We start from the raw sequence: 19,320 nt of genomic DNA, 5'->3' as shown, positions 1-19,320 counted from the left end.
GGTTTTAAGACTAGAATACTCTCAAAATTAACCTCATTAACAATTATTCAATTCATTAATAAGTTTACTTTTGATAGAAATATTAACAACTTAAAAATTAGTATTATTTAAATGCACAACGGGTTCTATTAGTATTAATTACAACTATTTTAATTGGTTTAAATTATATTGAATAAAAAAAATTATGTTACACAAAAAAACAGACCGCCTTTAAAAGACAGTCTGTTTTTACTTCATATTAATTAATTCAAATAATATTAAAGTGCTTGCTTAATAACTTTTACAGCATCTTCTGCTTTAGATCTTTTTGCAATTGACAATGCAGTCATCTTTCCTTTATCAGATTTAGTTTTTAATTTTGCTCCGTTTTCAATTAATAGTTTGGCAATTTTTGCTTTATTGTGTCTTGCGGCAAACATTAATGGAGTTAACCCGTTCGATTTTTTATTTACATTTTCTCCTGCTTTAATTAATGAAGCTACTGCTTCGTAATTTCCCATTTGAATTAATTTACAGAATGTATTTACACTCGAAGAAAATGACGTAAACTCTGTTGGATTAGATTTTACAAGATTGCTAAATGATGTTGCATTTATAGTTGAAATTGCAAATAAACAAGCGAAAATTGGTGCGATTAATTTTTTCATGATAGTGGTTTTTGAGTTTATAAATTATTTGTTTGTTATATAGAAAAGACGATACAATTTAAAAAGTGTTTCAGAAAAAACCTTATTTAACAAGGGTTTAACAAACATTAACTTTTTTTAAGCAAAAAATAAACAAACATTAAAACCTATTATTACTACTAATTTTAATTCAATTTTTTACGCTATCGGTTTCGTAAAAATTTTAAGAGAAGCCAAAAAACTTTCTTATTTTTACTGTTCAATTTTAGATGATGAATAAGAAAGTTATTTTAATGATTTTAGATGGATGGGGAATTACACAAGACCCAAAAGTATCTGCTATTTACAATGCAAAAACACCATATATAAATGGTTTATATCATAAATATCCTAATGCAGAATTAAGAACCGATGGTTTACATGTAGGTTTACCAGAAGGGCAAATGGGAAATTCTGAAGTTGGTCATATGAATTTAGGTGCTGGTAGAATTGTTTATCAGAATTTAGCACGTATAAATAAAGCTGTAGAAGAAAAAACTTTAGGTAAAGAAAAAGTATTATTAGATACTCTTAAATACGCGAAAAAAAATAATAAAGACGTTCATTTATTAGGATTAGTTTCTAACGGAGGAATTCACGCACACATAAATCATCTAAAAGGAATTTTAGATGTTGCCAAAGAAAACGAAGTTGACAATGTCTATTTACATGCATTTACAGATGGTAGAGATTGCGATCCAAAATCTGCACCTTATTTCTTAAACGAAGTTCAAGAACATATGAACAAAAGTACAGGTGAAATTGCAACTATAACAGGTCGTTATTACGCTATGGATAGAGATAACAGATGGGAACGTGTAAAGGAAGCGTACGATGGTGTTGTTAATGGAGTTGGTACAAAAACTACTAGGGTTATTGATGTGGTAAAAGCTAACTACGAAGTAGGAATAACAGATGAATTTCACAAACCAATCATAGTTACAAATGAAGATGGTTCTGTAAAAGCAAAAATTAAAGATGGTGATGTTGTTTTATTTTTCAACTATAGAACAGATAGAGGAAGAGAGTTAACAAATGCTTTGTCACAAAACGATTTTCCAGAATTTGGAATGAAAAAATTAGATTTATATTACACTACAATTACTTTATACGATGCAAGTTTTAAAGGAATAAATGTAATTTATAATACTGATAATATTAAAAATACTTTAGGTGAAGTTTTATCTGAAGCAGGAAAAAAACAAATTAGAATCGCTGAAACAGAGAAGTATCCGCACGTAACTTTTTTCTTTTCTGGCGGACAAGAAGCTCCTTTTGAAGGTGAATCTAGAATCTTAAGAAATTCTCCAAAAGTTGCTACTTATGATTTACAACCAGAGATGTCTGCTTATGAATTAACAGACGCACTATGTGAAGACTTAAAAAAAGGTAAAGCAGATTTTGTTTGTTTAAATTTTGCAAACGGAGATATGGTTGGTCATACAGGAATGATGGATGCTGCTATAAAGGCATGCGAAGCTGTAGACAAATGTGCAAAAGAAGTTATAGAAACTGGTTTAGAAAACGGTTACACTATTTTATTAATTGCGGATCATGGTAATTGTGAAACAATGATGAATCCTGACGGTTCCCCTCATACGGCACATACTACAAACCCTGTACCTTTCATTTTAATTGACAAAGAAATAAAATCGATTAAAAGTGGTATATTGGGCGACATTGCACCAACTGTTTTAGATTTAATAGGTGTTGCACAACCTAAAGAAATGACACAACATTCTTTATTATAACCATAAAATTCAGAAAAATGAAATATTACTTTTTATTCATATTTGCTATATCATTATCAGCATGTGGTAGTGCACAACAAGAAATTACAGCTAAAAAAAATGAAGCTGGAGATTTAGTTGGTTTTGCTAATAAAGAATCTTTTAATCAAGCACCATACACTACTTGGTTTACTCAAAAATATGATGCTTTTAAAGTTGATGAAACTACAATAGCAGCAATTAAAGAAAACTTAAAAGGTGTTAAGGTAAAAGGTTTTATGGGAACTTGGTGTGGAGATTCTAAAAGAGAAACTCCTCAATTTTATAAGATTTTAGATGAAGCCGGTTTCAAACTTAAAAACTTTGATTTAGTAACCGTAAATCGTTCTAAAAAAACACCAGATAATTTACAGGAAGGTTACAATGTTATAAGAGTACCAACTTTTATTTTTTACAGAGATGGTAAAGAGATAGGACGTTATGTTGAAAGACCTAGAGAATCTATTCAAAAAGATATTCTAAAAATTGTTTCTGGTAAACCTTACAAACATTCATACGATAGAAGTAAATAAATGATTCCTAGAAATCCTTTAATTATTGCTGTAGATTTTGATGGCACAATTGCTGAAGATGCATATCCAAAAATTGGAGAACCTATTCTTTTTGCATTTCAAACTCTAAAAAAACTACAATCAGAAGGTCATAGACTTATTCTATGGACTTATAGAAGTGGTAGAAAACTAGATGAAGCTGTAGCTTTCTGCAAAGAAAATGGCATCGAATTTTATGCCGTAAACAAAAACTTTCCAGAAGAAGTTTATGAAGAAAAATTCAGTAGAAAAATACATGCAGATTTATTTGTAGATGATAGAAATGTTGGTGGTTTTTTAGGATGGACAGAAATTCATAGATTAATCTTTAATTACGAACCAACGCCAAAAAAGAAAAAAGGATTCTTCTCATTTTTCAAGTAGCAATCTTGTACTTATAATTCTTTAAATTATAGTAACTTTGCTGTTCAATTTTTTTTAACATGATTATAACTAAAACTCAAGAAGAAATAGAAATCATGCGCGAAAGCGCTTTAATTGTTTCTAGAACTTTAGGAATGCTTGCAAAAGAAGTAAAACCTGGTGTTTCTACCTTATATTTAGATAAACTTGCAGAAGATTTTATTAGATCGGAAGGAGCAATTCCTGGGTTTTTAGGTTTATATGATTTTCCAAACACGCTTTGTATGAGTCCAAATTCTCAAGTTGTACATGGTATTCCTAATAAAAACCCTTTAAAAGAAGGTGATATTATTTCGATAGATTGTGGCGCAAAAAAGAATGGATTTTATGGAGATCATGCCTATACTTTTGCTGTTGGAGAAATTGCAACTGAAACTAGAAAATTACTAGACGTTACTAGAGAGAGTTTATATGTTGGTATTCGTGAACTTAAAGTAGGCAACAGAGTTGGTGATGTAGGTTATGCAATTCAGAAATTTACAGAAGATCGTGGTTACGGTGTTGTCAGAGAATTGGTTGGTCATGGATTAGGACGTGTAATGCACGAAGATCCAGAAATGCCAAATTATGGTAAAAGAGGTAGAGGGAAAAAATTCATTGAAGGTATGGTAGTTGCCATAGAGCCAATGACTAATTTAGGAACTCACAAAATAAGACAACATTCAGATGGTTGGACCATTACTACTTTAGACAACAAACCTTCTGCTCATTTTGAACATGATGTTGCTATTGTAAATGGTAAACCAGAACTGCTTTCTACTTTTAAATACGTACACGATGCTCTAGGCATTGTTACTAATGAAGAAGATGAATTCAGAGCAAATTCATAAAATAAGTGTCTATTTTCAAATCCATATTAAATACTGTACCAAGACCTTGGTTAATAAAAGCTAGTTATTTAGTTAGACCAATTATTGCACTATCTTTAAAAGGTAATACATATACAGACCCAATAGACGGCAAATCATTTCGTAAGTTTCTACCTTATGGATACGGAAAACAGCGAAAAAATGCACTTTCTCCTTCAACACTATCATTAGAAAGACATCGTTTAATGTGGCTTTTTCTAAAAGATGAAACTGATTTTTTTACTTCAACTAAAACCCAAAAAGTTTTACACATTGCACCCGAACAATGTTTTTTAGATATTTTTAGAGAACAAAAAAACCTAGACTATACTACTTCTGATTTGGAATCACCAATTGCAGATGTAAAAGCAGATATATGCGATTTACCTTTTAAAGAAAACGAGTTTGATGTTGTATTTTGTAATCATGTTTTAGAACACATTACAGATGATACAAAAGCAATGCAAGAATTGTACAGAGTTTTAAAACCTGGCGGATTTGGTATCTTTCAAATTCCACAAGATTTATCAAGAGAAAAAACTTTTGAAGACGATTCTATTATCGATAAAAAAGAAAGAGCTAAAATTTTTGGTCAATATGATCATGTTAGAGTTTATGGACGAGATTATTTTGATAAACTTCGTTCTATAGGTTTTAAGGTTGATGAAGTAGGTTATACAAAAAAAATCGCTCTAGAAGAACTAGAACGATTTTGTTTAATGAAGAATGAAATTCTTCCAGTATGTTTTAAATTCTAATTTATTTAGCAGAAAATTCTCTTAAAAAAATACTCATTTTTACCAATTTCTCATTACCAAGAATGATTACTCCATCTTTAGTAATTTGATATACTCCTGAATCAATTTTAACTACTTTAGAATTTCCTTTGTATTCTTTTGCTTCATCTTTTGCCGCACTTACTTTAGTACCGTTTTGATTTATCCACATGGTATTATCGCCATTTATTGCTTGAAATTTATTATTATAAAAAGCACCAATATGTTGATAATCTGAAGATGATTTTAAAACATTACCGTCTACAGAACATAAAAAAGAATGAACTTGATAATTATCCTCGCTATATAAAGGATGAATTCCACCACCTAGATGGCCTCCAAACTGGTACCATTCTTTATTTACTTTAACTTTACCATCTTTTTTATATTTGTCAATTATATCATTCTTTTTAAGATTCTTAAAAAGATCTTGCTGATTAGAAATTTTAACCATTTTCTTAACGTTTAAATCATATACCATCGGTTTATAAGAATTGTTAGGGTACATAACTAATCTTCCATTACCTCTAGGCAACATTACTTTTCCGTAATGTGTAGACAAAGAATTGAAATCAGAAGGATTTGGTAATAAAAAACCTGTATTAGTTTTAGTATTAAAACAATAAATTTTTGTTGGTTCTTGTATTTTATTTTTTAAAAGTATAAAACCTTCAAAATTAGAAGCTGCTTTATATTCATCTGCTGTTAAAATAACTTCAGCTTTATCATTGATAATTCCGAAGTTATTATTTTTAGTATAAAGTGCTATATTATATTTATTGAAATTATAAATACTATCCACTTTAACAGAAAGTGTAGCAGATTTATTATTCCAAACTGTTTTTAAAGAATCTATTTTTCTTAACTCTACCTCTTTTCGAATACGTTCTTCTTCTTGTTTTTTTTCTTTACTGACTAACTCCTCTAAAGTTTCTTGTATTAGAATAAGGCTCTCTAAATTATTAATATATTCTTCAGATTCTTTATTTTTTGCAAGTAAAAAGTATTGTTTACTATAACCTTCTGACTTTTTTAAAAAAGCTAATTGTTCCTTTACACTAGCTTGATTATGGTGATTTTCAAAATAAATTAACGACGCTAAAGATGCTATTTTCCTATCAGTAATAGTATCCATACGATTCATTGCTTTATTTAAATGAACTAAAGCTAAACTAAAATCAATATCAGTTTCTATGGCCTGTTTAGCCCTTTTGATATATATTTTAGCGAAGTCATTATTAGATTGTGCGCTTGAGATTGTAAATGTTAATAAGCACAGTAGTGCAAGAAGTAGTTTTTTCATAGTCAAATAATTGTCTCCAAAATTATAATAATGCAATATAGCAAAAATACTGTTTATAGTATTAAAAACTACTACCTACTTATAGGTATATGTCGAAAATTCTTCTAAATCACCTCTATTATTAGTAAAAATCAAAATCACCTTTATATTATTATTCGTTTTTAAAAAATATTTTGTTTTTTCTAAACCCATAGCCATAAAAGCAGTTGCATATGCATCTACGTCTGCACAATCTTTATTAGCAATAACAGAAGCACTTAATAAATTACTTTCTATTGCAAAACCTGTTTTAGGATTAACTGTATGAACATACTTTGTGCCATCTTTTGTTTCTCTAAATTTTCTGTAATTACCTGAAGTAGCCATAGATTTATTGGATAGATTTATTTCTTTAAACCCATTGTTTGAATCTTTTTTTATTGGATCAACTAATTTTACAATCCAAGGTAAACTATCTTTTTTAAAACCTTTTGTTCTAATTTCTCCACCTATCTCAACTAAATAATTATCTGTTTTTTTTGATTCTAAAAAACGAGCAATAACATCAATTCCTAAACCTTTTGCTATGGAATTGAAATCTAAATAAATTTTAGGATTATGTTTTATTATTTTACCATTCTCTAGACTTACTTTATCTAAACCTACAGATTGCATTTGTTCATTAACTTCTTCTTTAGTTAAGTTTTTCTTTTCGTTCTTTGGACCAAAACCCCAAGAATTAACCAAATTACCAACCGTTGGATCAAAATAACCATTAGTTTCTCTATAAATTCTTTTAGATTTTATAAAAACTTCTGTAAATAAATGGTCTACCACAACAGTTGAATCCCCTTTATTAATTCTAGAAATATCTGAAGTAGGTATATATGTAGACAGTGATTTATTCATTAAAAAGAACAAACTATCTATTGATTTTTGAAAATTTTCTTTTGAATCTAAATAAACAATATTATAAGTAGTACCAAATACAAAACCTTTTAAACGGATATCTTTTGAAAGCTGTTCTTTTTTTTGACATCCAAAAAAAATAGCTAGTATAGAAAGTAGAAGTAATATTTTATATGGTTTCATCAAATTATCAATTTATTAACAAAAATAGTGCATAAAGTTTTCACAAATAATAATTATTGCTACTTTTTGTAGATACATTTTGTTAAATTTGTCAACTGAATTTAATCCTAGAATAATGAAAAAAATATCATTCTTTATCTTATCTGTAGTTTTATTAAGCTCTTGTGCTTCTAAAAAAGAATTTGTGGCCTTACAAGCTAAACATGCAAAAGCACAACAAGAATTAGTTGACGTTAAAGCAAATTTACAAAAGTGCTTAATTGAAAATGAAAAAGAATCTACCAAAGCTTTCGCATTAACAGAGCAAGTAAAATCTTTAAAAGATGATAAAAAAACAGCTTTAAAACAAGTTGAAAACTTAACTGTTCTTACACAGTCTTCAACAGATAACATTAAAACCGTTATTGCTCAATTAAGCGAAAAAGACAAGTATATCAATGGTGTTAGAAAGGCGATGACACAAAAAGATTCTTTAAATCTTGCTATTAAATATCATTTAACAAGAAACTTAACGGATGGTATACAAGATAAAGATATTGAAGTAAATGTTGAAAAAACAGTTGTATTTATTTCTATTTCTGATAAATTATTATTTAAAAGTGCTAGTTACAATGTAACTGAAAATGCATATTCAGTATTAGAAAAAATAGCAAAAGTAATTAACGACCAACCAAAAATGGAAGTTATGATTGAAGGTCATACAGATTCTAAAACTATTAAAACTGAATTCTTACAAGACAATTGGGATTTATCTGCAATGAGAGCAACTTCTATAACTAGAATTTTACAATATAAATATGGTGTAAAACCATCAAGATTAATTGCTGCTGCAAGAAGCCAATATATTCCTTTAGCTGCTAATGATACAGATGCAAACAGAGCTAAAAATAGAAGAACAAAAATTATTATTATGCCTAAATTAAATCAATTTTTTGATTTGTTAGAACAAGATGCTAAATAATTAAAAGCTTATTTAAAATAAAAAAAACCACTCTTTTGAGTGGTTTTTTTTATTCTGCGAATAAGTTGACTGTACTTATTCAGTTTAAAGTGCATGCAAAAAACTACTTTTGTTTTAAAATACAAATCTTACAGCTTGATGCATTTTATAAATTTTAAAACTGATATTTCTAAAGAACTACTTCCAGAGAAATTTACGTTTCCGTTTTATTATCAACCAAGTTCTTTGGCAATAATTGCTGTAAAAGAAGTACAAGATTATTTAGAAAAACAAACAGATTTTAAACACAATTTTGGACTTCAAGCAAATAATACAGAACTTCCTGTAGGAAAAATGTTTGGCGTTTTAGTGGTTAAAAATAAGCTGAATGAAATTGGATATTTAGCAGCTTTTTCAGGGAAATTAGCTGATAAAAGCTTACCAGAAAAGTTTGTTTCGCCAGTATTTAACATGAGAACTGAAGGTAGTTTTTATATAATAGGTGAAACTGAAATCGATGAAATTAATGAACAATTAAGCATTCTTAAAAAGAATGAAAATTATCTTTCTTTAAAGAAAGAAGTAAAAAAAACAACTCTAGAAATTGATACTAATTTAGAATTACAAAGAAAAAAAATGAAACTTTCTAAAGTTGATAGAAAGTCTCGTAAGAAAATTGGCCAAGCAAAATTAAATGAACAAGATTTAAAAGAACTTGTAAAAAAATTAATGCAAGAAAGCTATAACGATCAATTTTTATATAAAGAACTACAAGAATATTATCTATCTAAAATTCAAAAAATAAGTGTTCCATTTATTGAATTTGAAGGAAAGATAGCAAAATTAAAAACGGATAGAAAAGAAAAGTCTAACTTTTTACAACAAACATTATTTAGCAAATACGCTTTTTTAAACCAACAGAAAGAACTAAAAAACTTATTAGATATTTTTAATAACCCGGCAATAAAACCTCCAGCAGGTTCTGGTGAGTGTGCTGCTCCTAAATTATTAAATTATGCTTTTAAGAATGATTTAACGCCAATTACAATGGCGGAATTTTGGTGGGGAATTTCACCTAATTCAGCAATTAGAAAACACAAGAACTTTTATCCTGCTTGCCAAAGTAGATGTAAACCTATTTTAACGCACATGTTAGAAGGTTTAAAAATGGATGACAATTTATTGTTAGAAAATTTGGCAGAACATCAAACTTTAGAAATTATCTATGAAGATGATGTTTTAATTGCTGTTAATAAACCTGCAGAATTTCTATCCGTTCCAGGAAAAGAAATTAAAGATTCTGTGTATTTTAGAATCAAAGAAAAATACCCAAAAGCAACCGGACCCTTAATTGTACATCGTTTAGATATGTCTACATCCGGAGTTCTATTACTCACAAAAACCAAAGAAGCCAATAAGGTTTTACAAAGTCAGTTTATAAATAGAACTATTAAAAAAAGATACATTGCCTTATTAGATGGAGATTTAACCAAAAATAGCGGAACCATAAAACTTCCTTTACGAGTAGATTTAGATGACAGACCAAAACAATTGGTAGATTTTGAATACGGGAAATCTGCAGAAACCAATTGGGAAATCATCAACAAAGAAAATGGAAAAACGAGAGTTCATTTTTATCCGATTACAGGAAGAACACATCAATTAAGAGTTCATGCTGCTCATAAAGACGGTTTAAACACACCAATTGTTGGTGATGATTTATACGGTAAAAAAGAAAATAGATTGCATTTACACGCAGAATTTATTGAATTTTTTCATCCATCAACCAATAAAAAAATGAGTTTTACGGTTGCACCAGAATTTTAGAGTTTTCTGAAATAGTAATTTTTGCGTATTTTTAGAGAAGTAAAAACTCGCTATGAAATGGTTATACTAAAAGTTACAGATTTAATCCTGCAGCATTGCAAACAACAATTAGAAAAATTTAACTTTGGAAAAAGATACACCGCAAACGGAACAAAAGCCCAACAATTAACAGGGATTATTGGGCAAAGTGTGGTAATGAATCTTTTTAACAAAGGTTTTATTAATGGAAATGAAGGTTTTGACAACGGAATAGATATTCTCTACAACAATTTAAAAATTGATGTAAAAACTATGGGAAGAACTACAGATGTAAGAGCCAATTACACCAATAATTTTTTAAAACTCCAAGATTATTTAACAACATAAATCTACATTTTTTGCAGTTATCATAAGACAAAACAAGAATTAACTATTTGTGGTTGGATTGATAAACAAAACTTCATTAATAAAAGAAGATTTCACCCAAAAAGAAGCATTAGAGAAAGATCTAACCAAACCACATTTACAACTTTTGCAGATTTATATGAAATAGACAATAACCAACTAAATGTTATTTCTTCTATTGAAGATTTAAAAAATCAGTTGGATCATTTTAGTAAATAGTTTTTAAACCAATAATTTGATTTGTTTCTAAACTTAAAAAAACAGAACTTCGCTAACTACTGATATAAGTCATTAAAACGACATCATATCAGTGCTAACGTTGGCATTCATTAACAAAAAATGAGAATATTATTTAGAATTTTATTAATATCACTAATATTTGGTTGTAAAAATCGAACTTCTTTTTCTGACTCTAATGAAACAATAGACACTTTAAAATACTCTTATAAAGGTTTCAATAATGGAGGAAGTCTTTATTTGCTAAATAACGGAAAATTTATTCATACAAAATTTGTTTATGGTTGCACAGGAGGAGGAGAAATCAAGCAAATTTTTGGAGATTATAAGAGAGACAAATCAGATTTAATTCTTAATGAAAAGAGAATTGAACTTGAAAAGCTTCCAATAGATTTTAGTGAAAAGAGTGATTTTTTAAAACTTAATTCCGTCCCAGATTCATTAAAACTTAACAATAAATTTAAAATCATTAATTGGAATAATTTTGAATATCTTTTGTCCGAAAATATTACAGAAGGATGGAGTTATAGAGAACTTAATGATTTTGATAGATTTTCCAACAATTACAACTCAGGTTATGAACCAGAAAATAGTGGAATGTACTTGAGAAGGAGAGCAGATAGTGTCAAAATGAATGAAAAACTTAATTTAAATCAAGTTCCAACAAAATGGAGAGACTTATTTCTAGAAGAACCAATTAAAGCTAAAATAGTTGGATTTAAGAAGAAAGTAGAAATTATTGAAAAAGAAGACTACGAATATTGGTTAGTTGAAATTGATAAGGGTAAAAAACAAAAAATTAGAAAGTTTTTGGATTTTAAAAGAAGAAATGAATATAATCTTTTTACAATTAATTCAGTTTTAGAAAATAAAAGTTTTATAAAAATTTACGACCATACATTTCAAAATAAAATGGATTTAAAAATTGGAGAAGAATTAAGAACAAAATGGAATTAAACGAAATGCCAACACCGTACAAAATTAATTGCTTGCTTTTCGCTTACATACGAAAATCCTTGCGGATTTTCTTTGTCATTAATTATTTAGTAATTTTATTGCTTAACCACAGCAACTAATCTTGTACAAACACGTTGGCAACAATTTAAATGAACTCATCGCTTAAATTAATAATTCTGATTTTAATTCCTCTTTTTTCATTTGGACAAGAGAAAGATTTCTATGATTTAGATAATTCATTTTATGAATTGTATAGTAAAGCAAAAGTGAAATCATTAAAAGTAACAACGAAAGAATTTGATAATGGAATTTTTAAAGAGAAATACATTGAGTTAATACAGAGTTTTGCTAAAAACGGAGATTTAATAAGAGAACGTGAGTTTTATGATTCAGATTCCACAGATGGTTGGGAAGTTAACTATAAATACAATGACAATCATCAAACTGTACGGACAGAATGGACTTGGTTAGACGATAAAGACCAAGAATTGACTGAATACGAATACGATTCCGACAATAAACTAATTAAGAGTTGCGATTATTACAAAAGCACAAATGCAACCGAATTTCAGCTTGAAGAATGTCTAATTTATGTTTACCGTAAAAACCGGATATTTAAGGTTAAAACAACAGATAATGAACTTAAAAATTATTACAAGAAAAAAGGAGATTCTATTTTCGGTTATTCCGCAGATAAAAAATTAAAATACAAATATAAAAACGGAGAATTTGTTTATCAAAATATGGATTTAATTATATTTAAATATGACAGAAATGAAATTGGACAAATTCTAAAAACTACGAAAACAGATAATAATGAAAATTTAATATTTAGTACTATTTATGAATATTCAAACGGACTATTAAGAAAAGTAGTTTCTAAAGACAAATACGGAACTTTAAGACGAGACGAAGATTACCAATACGAATATTACGAATAAAAACTGTTGCCAACACTGTGTATAATTCATTGCTAGTTCTAGCCTACTTACGAAAATCCTCGCGGATTTTCTATTCGGTTTTTATTTACTAATTTAGTTACTTAAACACGCAACGAAATCATACACAAATCCGTTGGCAGCCATTAAAAAAAACAAAACCTGAATGCAAAAATATAAATATCAAAATGAAATAGAAGGTTCGGAAATATGTGATTTATCTAAATTTATTGAACAAGAAAGAATTGCGTTTAGATGGACTTTTGAAGATATTAAAGATAGCAGGAATTTTATACCACGACCTTTTTTAAATCCAAAGACAAATACCAATAACTGCACAGTTTGGGGAATATCGTTATTTGACACTAAAGAAAATGGAGTTAATAGAATGAATAAACTCAAAGCAAAAAGCCGAAATATTTATAAAAAATTAGGAACGCATATTGCAAAAGGTGATATAGTAAATGAAAATGGAGTTTCTGATTTAGTTAATGCAGAAGGGCATTTTACATTAATTGAATATATTGATGTAGATTTGTCACAAAAATTTAATGTTTTAGGAGAATTATAATGATAAAAATAAAAGGCATATCAATAAACGAATTACAAATCCAAATGGATTTTGTAGGCGTACTTTTATTTCACGAGTTCCCTGTAACTACAATTTATTCAGAGAAAAATATACCAATTATAAAAGAATGGGTAGACTGTAATGATGATATTGACAGATACCTAATTTATAAATCTTCGAAAAATGTTCTAAAACATTTTTTAGAAGGTAAATTAAATCATTTAAGTTTTATTAAACGAGCGACAGATAGTTTGGTATATGTCGTTGATGAGAAAAATGGAAAAACAACTTCAGTTAAAATTCAATCCATTTCGCAAGTTCCTGAAGAATATTTACCTTCTGACACAAGTTTATTTACAATAAATGATGGAGTAGAAACTAAAAAAATAATTGATTTTTTCCAACTGAAAGAGATTAAATTAGACGAAAGACCATATATTGAACACGTAAAAGAGATTTCAAAAAGTGAACATAGTGATGTGTTTAATTTACACTTGATTAAAGGTAAAAACATCTCATTTGGTTCAATTGACACCAATGTTTTAGGTAATTCACTGTTGTCTTTTGATAATTTATACCAAGAAATAGCATTAGATCATCACTTTGGTAAAAACAGGGGAGATTTTAAAATTTCGAAAAATGATAAAACTGAAAAATTAGAACAATCAAAAACTCTTGTTTTTTTAAATGAAGCAGCATCATTTAGTGTTTTTTTAAAAGCAAAACATAGTTCTCAAATTGATATATTTGAAAATAAAACTGAATTACAAAAAATTGCAGAGAATTTATTTTTTTTATTCTCAATCACAAAGGAAGAAGACACTTTAAATGAAAACTATCTTAAATTTAGTGATTTAGTTTATAAATCATATAAACACTTCTTAAAAAACATCATTCAAAATGAAGTGAAACTTGATTTGAGTTGGGTGAATTCAAAATCAACGGAAACTTATATAGAGGACTTTTCACTTGTTAAAGCAAATAATATCATCAAAAACATTGAAAGTATCCATTCAGAAACAGACGACAAGTTTAATGTAAAAGGGAAATTTAGAGCAATTAATTGTAATACTGGTTATTTTACATTCATAGGTCTTGATGATGAACATTATAATGGCTATTTTGATAAATTATTAAAAGACGGAATTACTTTATTGAATTTTACAGACTTATTTGATGTTGTAATCGAACGGAAAATAACTAAAGATGCAGGTAGTCAAGAACCAAGTCTTACAGATATAATAACTGCATATTATGATGTTGAAGATTAAAAAACGTCTGCCAACAAAGTGTAAAAATAATAAGGGTTTTAGTGCTTAAATAAAAGTTCAGTGCACTTTACAAAGTCCGCAAAATTTACAATTTTGCGTGTAGTTTTTAAAAGAAAAAATTGTAAATTTGGCTAAGTGATAAATTGAAAGTTCAGTCCTTCGAAATCCCTTACTATTCTTACACAAAACGTTAGCGAGCCTACAAAAATCATCCTTTTAAAAACTCTAAAAACAAATCTCTATCAATTTCTTTAGCACCTAAACTTGCTAAATGTTCGTTGTAAACTTGGCAATCTATCAACTTATACTTCTTGTTTTTCACCAAATGAATAAATGCCAATTTAGAGGCGTTAGAAATTTTACTAAACATACTTTCTCCGCAGAAAATATTGTTTATTTCTAATCCGTATAAACCACCAACTAGTTCTTTACCTTTCCATACTTCTATAGATTTTGCTACTCCTTTTCTGTGCAGATTAATGTAAGCTTGTTCCATATCATCTGTAATCCAAGTACCAAAACCATCACTCCTTTCAATATTTTTACAATTATAAATCACTTGTTCAAAAGCAGTGTTTTTGGTAATTGTGAATTCATTTTTATTGATGACTTTTCGCATGGATTTATAGATCTTTATTTCATTAGGAAACAAAACCATTCTTTCAAACGGGCAATACCAAACAATAGGATCACCTTCAGAAAACCAAGGAAAAATTCCGTTTTTGTATGCGTAAATTAATCGCTCTTCAGACAAATCTCCACCAAGCGCAATAATGCCATCATCGGTTGTGAGTTCATACGGTGGAAATTCAATTTTTTCTGTGAGCCAAATCATTTTATAAAATCAATTCTAATTTTTAGCAAATTTACAGTTTTCTTAAAAAATAGTTAATCTAAAATTTGCATCTTATTTATTTAAATTTTGTTCCTATTTTTGTAAATTCACAAAAACAAAAAATTCTCTTGGAGAAAAAAAAGAAAAGAAGAAAGAAAAACACTGCTTTTATAGGCAAAAGACTCCATAATTATTATGGTAGAACCGGCTTTTATATGTTTGTTTGGGAGAGTGTGAAAAAAGCTATTTTACCGATTGTTTTAGTAATTGTTAGTTTGTTTCTTTTTAATAAATATGTTTATGATATTAATGAAGGTTTAGAAACCATAACAGAAACGTTTTCTAGAGCAGGTATTTTAATTACTTTCTTTATTTCAGAAACGTTGTTAGGTTTAATTCCGCCAGAAATATTTATTGCCTGGTCTGGCAAAACAGAAAACCCAGTATTAAACTTATCCTTTTTAGCAACACTTTCTTATTTTGGTGGTTTATTATCTTATTTTATTGGAAAAACTGCTCTTAAGATTAAAGCTGTTAAAGAATATTTAGAAGTAAAAATGGCTGCAAATTTAAAAAACACCAAAAAATGGGGCGGTTTTTTAATTTTTGTAGGTGCTTTATTGCCTTTACCATTTTCAATTGCTTGTTTAGCTGCCGGAATGATAAAATATCCTTTTAGAAACGTAGTCTTTTTTGGATTGTTTCGTTTTGCAAGATTTGCTGCTTATGCTTGGGCAATTTTTCAAGTAGTAGATTAAATCTTACTATTTTTCTTCTAAATAAATTTCAACAAAAAAACTTACATTTGCAGCATGGGATTAACAAACAATGACATTTTAAAAAAATTACGCGTAGCACATAAGTTTCGCGATACAGATATTGTAGATATTTGTGCTTTGGTAGACTTTAAAGTTTCAAAATCTGAATTAGGTGCTTTATTTAGAAGTGAAGAGCACCCTAAATATATAGAGTGTCAAGATCAAATATTAAGAAATTTCTTAAACGGTCTGGTTATTCATTTACGTGGACCAATGCCTAAAAAAGGAGAGAAGAAGTGATTTTGGATTATTAGAGCGTTTCGCTTTTAGAGATAGGAAACAAGAAAAATATTTATAACAAAAAAGAGTGTAAATTTAATTTACACTCTTTTTTATTTTTATCTAAAAATCTAACTTTCTAGTAATCTAAATTATCAACTAAAAAGGTAAATCATCTGGTTCTGCATCAGAAACATTAGATGCTGGTTGAAATTGATCTACTGGAGGTAAATTACTTCCTGCTGCTGCAGATTGAGATAAACTTTCAATTCTCCAACCTTGTACAGAATTAAAATATTTAGCCTCACCTTGTGGGTTAATCCACTCTCTACCTCTTAAATTAATAGATACTTTTACATCTTGTCCAACAGCATAACTATTTAACAAATCGCATTTATCTTGTACAAATTCGATCATAATCATTTGTGGGTATTGATCATCTGTTGTAACTACCAATTCTCTTTTCTGAAAACCGTTAGCACCAAATGTCTGTACGTCTCCAATTAACTTTACTTTACCAATAACTTCCATAATATAAAACTTAACTATTTAATTAAAAGTACTTTCCAAGCACTTTCTACATCATTCTTTTTTAAATACTCTTGAGCAAATGTATGTTTTTTTGTGGTTTCTAACCCAATAAAATGTGGATGTTCTTTTGCAAAGTTATCAACATTTATCTCACTTGGCAATTGTTCTACATTACCCAACATTCCTAAATTGTTACCCGTTAAAATGCTACTATTTCTAATTTCAGTTGCAATTACATCTACACCAATTCCTAATGTAGAAATCGGTTTTGGTATTTCAAAGAAACCATCTCTTGCTCTCGAGTAATAACTTCCTCCTGCTCTTGCTACTAAATCTATTTTATGTTGATCTATTGCTCCATTTTCATCTAAAACATCTTCAGAAATATGAAGTTTTACAACTTCACAAATAATTAAATTTCCTGCTCCACCTTCATCACCCGTAAAAATAACATCTTTTACTTTGCACTCAAATTGTACTGGAGATTCTGCTACTCTAAATGGTTTTACTTTGTCAGATTTTAACATGGTAAAACCTGCTTTTTCAAATTCGTTTACACCTTCAGGATATTCCGTAGAACTCAAAGACATTTGTTGTACAATATCATAATTAACCATATTAATAACAACTTCTTTGGTAGCTAAAGCATTTTCTAAAGTATGTTTTGTGGTATTATCCCTCACTCTTCTTGCAGGTGAAAAAATCATAATTGGTGGATTTGCACCAAACACATTAAAAAAACTAAATGGCGATAAATTCGGATTTCCGTTTTCGTCAATTGTACTTGCAAAAGCAATAGGTCTTGGCGCAACAGCACCTAACAAATAACCGTGTAATTTTGCTGTAGGTATTTCTTTTGGATCTATAGAAAGCATTCTTAAAAAATTTAGTGTTGTAAAGATACTATCAAATCTTCAAATGAGTTATATACTGGAAACCTTTATATTTGTTTTAATGAATTTTCTAACTAACACATTTTTTTTTAGACGAATTGCAATATTAGTCTCATTTATAATTGTTTCTCTTATTCTTTGGAACACCTATATTTTTTTTCAAAAGTTCAAGCAAGATGAGCGCGTTAAGATGGAAATTTTAGGAATCGCTCAAAAAGAATTGGCAAGTGCAGATTTAAACTCTAACATTGCGCTGCCCGATAAAATTATTACTACCAATAAAAGTATTCCTTTAATTTTGGTTGATGAAAACGGTAATATTGATTCTTTTCAAAATCTAGATTCTATAAAATCTTTAAAGCCCGAATATATAGAAGAGCAACTGGCAAAAATGAAGCTAGAAAACGCACCAATTGAAATCAGTTTTGAAGGTAAAAACAAACAATATATTTATTATAGAAATTCAGATTTATTGAATAAACTCACTTATTACCCTATTGCTTTAATTCTAATTTTAATGCTGTTTTTAAGTGTTATTTATCTGTTTTATAACTCTAATAAAGTTGCAGAAACTAATAAATTATGGACAGGAATGGCAAAGGAAACTGCGCATCAAATTGGTACGCCATTATCTTCTTTATTAGGTTGGATTGCCATTTTAAAAATGGAAAAAGTAGATGATAAATATGTAGAAGAAATAGAAAAAGATGTTGATAGATTAAATACAATTGCCAATCGTTTTTCTAAAATTGGTTCTACACCAGAATTAAAAAAAGAAAATGTTGTTGCCATTACAAAACAAGCTTTCGATTATTTAGAATCTAGAAGTTCTAAACAAATTACATTCACTTTTTCGAGTTCAGTTGAAGAAATTTATACAAATCTAAATACAGAATTGTTTGGTTGGGTTATAGAAAACCTCATAAAAAATGCAATTGATGCTATGTTGGGTATAGGTTCTTTAAGTTTAAAAATAGAAAATACACCTAAAAAAGTGAAGATTACAGTTACAGATACCGGAAAAGGAATGTCTAAAAAACTTTACAAGCAAATCTTTAAACCTGGTTTTACTACTAAAAAACGTGGTTGGGGTTTAGGTTTATCGCTTTCTAAACGAATTGTAAAAGATTATCACAAAGGAAAAATATTTGTGCAAAAATCTGAAATTGGTAAAGGAACTACGTTTCAAATTTTGTTGGATAAAATTTAGTTTTAGAAGCTATTTTTCAGCTTTCACACTCGCTTTTTTATCCTAAATAAGAATAAAAAAAATACTACAATTTGGGCTAAACTTGTTTGCCAACTTTTGTCATTCCTGCGAAGGCAGGAATCCATAAAGAAGTAAATTAATACTTTTTGATAATAAATACCCGTTGTGCATTTAAATAATACTAATTTTTAAGTTGTTAATATTTCTATCAAAAGTAAACTTATTAATGAATTGAATAATTGTTAATGAGGTTAATTTTGAGAGTATTCTAGTCTTAAAACCT

At 28.4% G+C, this 19,320-nt stretch carries 21 protein-coding genes and 2 pseudogenes; 16 read left to right on the top strand and 7 right to left on the bottom strand.

The window, feature by feature from the left end; genetic code table 11:
• Nucleotides 1-111, top strand: a pseudogene (locus tag V3V28_RS05815) (IS982 family transposase); the annotation flags it as partial.
• A 146-nt stretch (nt 112-257) separates the two neighbouring features.
• On the opposite strand, the gene V3V28_RS05810 reads toward V3V28_RS05815, so the two are convergent.
• Entirely contained in the window at nt 258-647 is a 390-nt protein-coding gene (locus V3V28_RS05810; RefSeq protein ID WP_331364084.1) for an ankyrin repeat domain-containing protein, read from the bottom strand.
• Nucleotides 648-898: 251 nt separating this feature from the next.
• Between V3V28_RS05810 and gpmI the strand changes: the two genes are divergently transcribed.
• The 5 genes from gpmI to V3V28_RS05785 are packed head-to-tail and all read left to right on the top strand — an operon-like array spanning nt 899 to nt 5,014.
• A complete protein-coding gene (gene gpmI, locus V3V28_RS05805) occupies nt 899-2,416 on the top strand; it encodes a 2,3-bisphosphoglycerate-independent phosphoglycerate mutase (protein ID WP_331364083.1) in 1,518 nt (505 codons plus the stop codon).
• Nucleotides 2,417-2,433: 17 nt separating this feature from the next.
• On the top strand, nt 2,434-2,967 hold the full coding sequence (locus V3V28_RS05800; RefSeq protein WP_331364082.1) for a thioredoxin family protein: 534 nt from the start codon (nt 2,434-2,436) through the stop codon (nt 2,965-2,967).
• Nucleotides 2,968-3,369 carry a BT0820 family HAD-type phosphatase gene (locus tag V3V28_RS05795; protein ID WP_331364081.1) on the top strand — a complete coding sequence of 134 codons (402 nt, stop codon included), beginning with the start codon at nt 2,968-2,970 and terminating at the stop codon, nt 3,367-3,369. It abuts the gene before it with no gap.
• Nucleotides 3,370-3,428: 59 nt separating this feature from the next.
• A complete protein-coding gene (map, locus tag V3V28_RS05790) occupies nt 3,429-4,238 on the top strand; it encodes a type I methionyl aminopeptidase (protein ID WP_331364080.1) in 810 nt (269 codons plus the stop codon).
• Between the two features lie 5 nt (nt 4,239-4,243).
• Nucleotides 4,244-5,014 (top strand): class I SAM-dependent methyltransferase, encoded by a 771-nt coding sequence (locus V3V28_RS05785; protein ID WP_331364079.1) that lies wholly within the window; start codon nt 4,244-4,246, stop codon nt 5,012-5,014.
• A 1-nt stretch (nt 5,015) separates the two neighbouring features.
• Here V3V28_RS05785 and V3V28_RS05780 read toward each other — a convergent pair whose 3' ends face one another.
• Together V3V28_RS05780 and V3V28_RS05775 are read right to left on the bottom strand one after the other, a co-directional pair.
• Nucleotides 5,016-6,335 carry a hypothetical protein gene (locus V3V28_RS05780; RefSeq protein ID WP_331364078.1) on the bottom strand — a complete coding sequence of 440 codons (1,320 nt, stop codon included), beginning with the start codon at nt 6,333-6,335 and terminating at the stop codon, nt 5,016-5,018.
• A gap of 75 nt (nt 6,336-6,410) precedes the next feature.
• Entirely contained in the window at nt 6,411-7,406 is a 996-nt protein-coding gene (locus tag V3V28_RS05775; protein ID WP_331364077.1) for an FAD:protein FMN transferase, read from the bottom strand.
• Nucleotides 7,407-7,521: 115 nt separating this feature from the next.
• Here V3V28_RS05775 and V3V28_RS05770 point away from each other — a divergent pair, with 115 nt between their 5' ends.
• The 7 genes from V3V28_RS05770 (at nt 7,522) to V3V28_RS05740 (ending at nt 14,531) form a co-directional block, all read left to right on the top strand.
• Nucleotides 7,522-8,367, top strand: a complete 846-nt coding sequence (locus tag V3V28_RS05770) for an OmpA/MotB family protein (protein WP_331364076.1) — start codon at nt 7,522-7,524, stop codon at nt 8,365-8,367.
• 93 nt (nt 8,368-8,460) lie between these two features.
• Nucleotides 8,461-10,173 (top strand): RluA family pseudouridine synthase, encoded by a 1,713-nt coding sequence (locus V3V28_RS05765; protein ID WP_331364075.1) that lies wholly within the window; start codon nt 8,461-8,463, stop codon nt 10,171-10,173.
• A 57-nt stretch (nt 10,174-10,230) separates the two neighbouring features.
• Nucleotides 10,231-10,539 carry a hypothetical protein gene (locus V3V28_RS05760; RefSeq protein WP_331364074.1) on the top strand — a complete coding sequence of 103 codons (309 nt, stop codon included), beginning with the start codon at nt 10,231-10,233 and terminating at the stop codon, nt 10,537-10,539.
• Nucleotides 10,540-10,896: 357 nt separating this feature from the next.
• The gene (locus tag V3V28_RS05755; protein ID WP_331364073.1) at nt 10,897-11,751 is read left to right on the top strand and encodes a hypothetical protein; all 855 of its coding nucleotides are present in this window, start codon (nt 10,897-10,899) and stop codon (nt 11,749-11,751) included.
• 149 nt (nt 11,752-11,900) lie between these two features.
• On the top strand, nt 11,901-12,692 hold the full coding sequence (locus V3V28_RS05750; RefSeq protein ID WP_331364072.1) for a hypothetical protein: 792 nt from the start codon (nt 11,901-11,903) through the stop codon (nt 12,690-12,692).
• A gap of 163 nt (nt 12,693-12,855) precedes the next feature.
• Nucleotides 12,856-13,260: a hypothetical protein gene (locus tag V3V28_RS05745; protein ID WP_331364071.1), complete on the top strand. Its 405-nt coding sequence runs from the start codon at nt 12,856-12,858 to the stop codon at nt 13,258-13,260.
• A complete protein-coding gene (locus V3V28_RS05740) occupies nt 13,260-14,531 on the top strand; it encodes a hypothetical protein (protein ID WP_331364070.1) in 1,272 nt (423 codons plus the stop codon). The genes V3V28_RS05745 and V3V28_RS05740 overlap by 1 nt, the downstream gene beginning before the upstream one ends.
• 208 nt (nt 14,532-14,739) lie before the next feature.
• Here V3V28_RS05740 and aat read toward each other — a convergent pair whose 3' ends face one another.
• Nucleotides 14,740-15,366: a leucyl/phenylalanyl-tRNA--protein transferase gene (gene aat / locus V3V28_RS05735; RefSeq protein WP_331364069.1), complete on the bottom strand. Its 627-nt coding sequence runs from the start codon at nt 15,364-15,366 to the stop codon at nt 14,740-14,742.
• 128 nt (nt 15,367-15,494) lie between these two features.
• Between aat and V3V28_RS05730 the strand changes: the two genes are divergently transcribed.
• Together V3V28_RS05730 and V3V28_RS05725 are read left to right on the top strand one after the other, a co-directional pair.
• Nucleotides 15,495-16,124, top strand: coding sequence for a YqaA family protein (locus tag V3V28_RS05730; protein WP_331364068.1), 630 nt, complete (start codon nt 15,495-15,497; stop codon nt 16,122-16,124).
• 54 nt (nt 16,125-16,178) lie between these two features.
• A complete protein-coding gene (locus V3V28_RS05725) occupies nt 16,179-16,424 on the top strand; it encodes a DUF1456 family protein (RefSeq protein ID WP_331364067.1) in 246 nt (81 codons plus the stop codon).
• A 138-nt stretch (nt 16,425-16,562) separates the two neighbouring features.
• Here the strand turns inward: V3V28_RS05725 and V3V28_RS05720 are convergent, their stop codons facing one another.
• Complete coding sequence (locus V3V28_RS05720; protein ID WP_331364066.1) at nt 16,563-16,934, bottom strand: DUF3127 domain-containing protein; 372 nt, start codon at nt 16,932-16,934, stop codon at nt 16,563-16,565.
• Nucleotides 16,935-16,948: 14 nt separating this feature from the next.
• Nucleotides 16,949-17,809 (bottom strand): flavin reductase family protein, encoded by an 861-nt coding sequence (locus V3V28_RS05715; protein WP_331364065.1) that lies wholly within the window; start codon nt 17,807-17,809, stop codon nt 16,949-16,951.
• 79 nt (nt 17,810-17,888) lie between these two features.
• On the opposite strand from V3V28_RS05715, the gene V3V28_RS05710 reads away from it, so the two are divergent.
• Nucleotides 17,889-19,037 (top strand): sensor histidine kinase, encoded by a 1,149-nt coding sequence (locus V3V28_RS05710; protein ID WP_331364064.1) that lies wholly within the window; start codon nt 17,889-17,891, stop codon nt 19,035-19,037.
• Nucleotides 19,038-19,208: 171 nt separating this feature from the next.
• On the opposite strand, the pseudogene V3V28_RS05705 reads toward V3V28_RS05710, so the two are convergent.
• Nucleotides 19,209-19,320: pseudogene (locus V3V28_RS05705) on the bottom strand (IS982 family transposase); the annotation flags it as partial.

It is taken from the genome of Polaribacter sp., from assembly GCF_036480315.1.
Classification (GTDB): Bacteria; Bacteroidota; Bacteroidia; order Flavobacteriales; family Flavobacteriaceae; genus Polaribacter.
This window is presented reverse-complemented; position numbering and strand designations above follow the sequence as displayed.

What these genes read in the sequence shown, in the direction of transcription:
- gpmI (WP_331364083.1), top strand. Translation starts at nt 899, where the DNA reads ATGAATAAGAAAGTTATTTTAATGATTTTAGATGGATGGGGAATTACA.
- V3V28_RS05740 (WP_331364070.1), top strand. Translation starts at nt 13,260, where the DNA reads ATGATAAAAATAAAAGGCATATCAATAAACGAATTACAAATCCAAATG.
- V3V28_RS05725 (WP_331364067.1), top strand. Translation starts at nt 16,179, where the DNA reads ATGGGATTAACAAACAATGACATTTTAAAAAAATTACGCGTAGCACAT.
- V3V28_RS05810 (WP_331364084.1), bottom strand. Translation starts at nt 647, where the DNA reads ATGAAAAAATTAATCGCACCAATTTTCGCTTGTTTATTTGCAATTTCA.
- V3V28_RS05780 (WP_331364078.1), bottom strand. Translation starts at nt 6,335, where the DNA reads ATGAAAAAACTACTTCTTGCACTACTGTGCTTATTAACATTTACAATC.
- V3V28_RS05755 (WP_331364073.1), top strand. Translation starts at nt 10,897, where the DNA reads ATGAGAATATTATTTAGAATTTTATTAATATCACTAATATTTGGTTGT.
- V3V28_RS05750 (WP_331364072.1), top strand. Translation starts at nt 11,901, where the DNA reads ATGAACTCATCGCTTAAATTAATAATTCTGATTTTAATTCCTCTTTTT.
- V3V28_RS05770 (WP_331364076.1), top strand. Translation starts at nt 7,522, where the DNA reads ATGAAAAAAATATCATTCTTTATCTTATCTGTAGTTTTATTAAGCTCT.
- map (WP_331364080.1), top strand. Translation starts at nt 3,429, where the DNA reads ATGATTATAACTAAAACTCAAGAAGAAATAGAAATCATGCGCGAAAGC.
- V3V28_RS05710 (WP_331364064.1), top strand. Translation starts at nt 17,889, where the DNA reads ATGAATTTTCTAACTAACACATTTTTTTTTAGACGAATTGCAATATTA.
- V3V28_RS05765 (WP_331364075.1), top strand. Translation starts at nt 8,461, where the DNA reads ATGCAAAAAACTACTTTTGTTTTAAAATACAAATCTTACAGCTTGATG.
- V3V28_RS05720 (WP_331364066.1), bottom strand. Translation starts at nt 16,934, where the DNA reads ATGGAAGTTATTGGTAAAGTAAAGTTAATTGGAGACGTACAGACATTT.
- V3V28_RS05760 (WP_331364074.1), top strand. Translation starts at nt 10,231, where the DNA reads ATGGTTATACTAAAAGTTACAGATTTAATCCTGCAGCATTGCAAACAA.
- V3V28_RS05745 (WP_331364071.1), top strand. Translation starts at nt 12,856, where the DNA reads ATGCAAAAATATAAATATCAAAATGAAATAGAAGGTTCGGAAATATGT.
- V3V28_RS05795 (WP_331364081.1), top strand. Translation starts at nt 2,968, where the DNA reads ATGATTCCTAGAAATCCTTTAATTATTGCTGTAGATTTTGATGGCACA.
- V3V28_RS05775 (WP_331364077.1), bottom strand. Translation starts at nt 7,406, where the DNA reads ATGAAACCATATAAAATATTACTTCTACTTTCTATACTAGCTATTTTT.
- V3V28_RS05715 (WP_331364065.1), bottom strand. Translation starts at nt 17,809, where the DNA reads ATGCTTTCTATAGATCCAAAAGAAATACCTACAGCAAAATTACACGGT.
- V3V28_RS05800 (WP_331364082.1), top strand. Translation starts at nt 2,434, where the DNA reads ATGAAATATTACTTTTTATTCATATTTGCTATATCATTATCAGCATGT.
- aat (WP_331364069.1), bottom strand. Translation starts at nt 15,366, where the DNA reads ATGATTTGGCTCACAGAAAAAATTGAATTTCCACCGTATGAACTCACA.